The sequence below is a fragment of the Candidatus Protofrankia californiensis genome (assembly GCF_900634765.1).
GTDB lineage: Bacteria > Actinomycetota > Actinomycetes > Frankiales > Frankiaceae > Protofrankia > Protofrankia californiensis.
Map to the genome: position 1 here is coordinate 1 of NZ_CAAAFT010000318.1, position 2,662 is coordinate 2,662.

The 2,662-nt window shown below is 66.7% G+C and carries 1 protein-coding gene; it reads right to left on the minus strand.

Annotated features, from left to right (window positions below):
* Positions 1 to 2,645: type I polyketide synthase (locus DD1DGNOD_RS16810; protein WP_165036796.1), on the minus strand; the 2,645-nt coding region annotated here is incomplete at its 3' end.
* Between the last annotated feature and the right edge of the window lie 17 nt (positions 2,646 to 2,662).

Here is a 2,662-nt window from a genome sequence, read left to right on the forward strand (position 1 = left end):
GCCGGGTCCCTGAGTGGTTTGATCAGGTAGGTGTGTCTGTCCCATGTTGTAGGCGGCACGTCCACCAGGGCTCCGTCGCCGTGCCACCGCCGCCACTCCACGTCAAGCCCGGCACAATGAAGCGCCGCGATGCTCGTCCGTACGGCTGTGGCCTGATCGTGCCTGCTATCCATGGTCGGCACAGCCGTGGCCTCCGACGCCCCGACCGCCTTTAGGGTCAGGGTGAGCGGATGGACCGCCACCGGATGTGGAGAGATCTCCTGGAAAAACTGGTGTCCGTCGTTGACGATGGCCCTCGTGGCATCCACCGCCCGAACCGGGCAGCGCATGTTCTCGCCCCAGTAGGCGGCGTCGAACGTGGGTGTCTGCCGCGGATCAGGCAGAACCGTGGTATAGAAACGGATCGTCGGCTGCCCGGGCCGTATGTCGCTGAGCGCAGCGGTCAGCGCGTCGGCGACTGGACGGATCAAGGTGCAGTGCGAGGCGACATCGACAGCGATCATCCGTGTGGGAACGTCACGAGATGTCCAACTTTCGACCAGCCGTTCGACTGCGACCCGGGTACCGCCGATCACGGTGGACCGGGGTGCGGCGAAGACCGCGACATCCACATCGGGAAGATGGTCGATCTCTGCCCGGACCGTGGCCGCATCCAGTTCGACGACCGCCATCGCCCCAACGCGGGCTTCGGCGGCGGGAACGCACAGCCGGGACCGACGGCAGATGACGCGGATACCGTCTTCCATGGTCAGCGCCCCCGCGGTCACGGCGGCGGCGATCTCTCCCATGGAGTGTCCCACGACGGCGGCGGGGTGGATGCCGTGGGATTGCAGGGTGCGCGCCAGAGCGACCTGCACCGCGAAGATCAAGGGCTGTACCTGGTCGATTCGGGTCACCTCGTCACCGGCCCGCAGCACCTCTTCCGGCGAGAACCCCGACTCGGCGCGAATCAGGGGGTCGAGCTCCGCGATCGTGTCGGCGAACACGGGTTCGGCGGCGAACAGCTCTCGCCCCATACCGGGCCACTGCGAGCCGTGGCCGCTGAACACCCACACTGGCCCCGTTGCGCGCTCGGCGTGGACATAATCGTTGACCACGCCTTCAGGACGGGGATGTACCCCGTCGGCATACGCGCGCAGGCGGTTGACGAGCTCGTCCCGGGAGCGAGCGACGACCGCCAGTCTCTCGGGGCCATGCGAGCGGCGTACCGCAAGTGTGTGCGCGACATCCTTCAACGGTGTCCCCGTCCCGGCGTCGAGGAGCCAGTCGGCGAGCCTGACAGCGGAACGCCCCAGCGCGGTTTCTGATCGTGCCGACAGCAGGAACGTGCGGAGAGAATCGTCCCTGCTGCTGGACGACGTCGACGCGACCGGGGGGCTGGGAGCCGGCGGTTCCTCCACGATGGCGTGCGCGTTGGTCCCGCCCACACCGTAGGAGGACACGGCTGCGAGACGCGGACCACCGGTGACCGGCCACGGCGTCGTTGCGGTCGGAACAAACAGCCTGGTGCCGGACGGGTCGATGGCGGGGTTCCACCGTCGGAAATGCAGGGATGCCGGAACCTCACCGTGGTGCACCGCCAAGACGGCTTTGAGCAGCCCCACCAGGCCCGCGGCGGATTCGGTGTGGCCGAAGTTCGTCTTGGCCGAACCCAGTGCGCACCGGTCTCGTCCCGTTCCGTAGACAGCGGCCAGGGAACGGAACTCGATCGGATCGCCAACGATGGTTCCCGTGCCGTGCGCTTCGATCATTCCAACATCTGCCGGATCGACACCGGCAATATCCAGGACGGCACGGAACACCTCTTCCTGCGCTTGCCGCGAAGGCACCGTGAACCGAGACGTCTTCCCGTCATGATTGACCGCCACCCCCCGCAGCACGGCGAGCACGCGGTCCTGGTCACGCATCGCGTCGTCGAGACGTTTGAGCACGAGGACCACGCACCCCTCGGCCCGAACGTAGCCGTCCGCTCGTTCGTCGAAGCTGTGGCATCGCCCGGTGGGCGACAGCACTCCCAACTCGGTATAGGCCATGAACGTTCGGGGGCTGAGCAGCAGGTTGACCGCGCCAGCGAGCGCGAGGTCACACTCGTTTTGTTGAAGGCTTTGGCATGCCAGGTGCGTGGTGACCAACCCCGTCGAACACGACGTGTCCACGGTCATGCTGGGACCCTGCAAACCCAAGATATGCGATAGCCGACCGGACGCCGGTCCGGCCTGGTTACCGGTCACAAAGTTGGGGCCCCCGCCGGCCGGGAGCTGATGCGCGTAGGCCGCATGGTCCGGGTTGGACATGCCGACGAACACACCGGTGCGGCTTCCCACCAGGTCATCGGTCGGCAATCCGGCGTGCTCGCACGCCTCCCACGCAGTCTCCAGCAGCAGCCGATGCTGAGGATCGATCAACTCCGCCTCGGCCGGGTTGATACCGAAGAACTCCGGATCGAAGGCGCCGACGTCGCCCGGCACAAACCCGCCACGCCACAGCACGTTCCGACCGGTCTCCGACTGCAACGCTTCGAGTGTCTGCTCACTCCATCGTTCTGACGGCACATCGGTGACCGCGTCACGACCGTCACGGAGAAAACCCCACAGCGACGCCGCGGAATCAACGCCGCCAGCAAGGCGGCACCCGATCCCAATCACCGCAACCGCAATGGAGG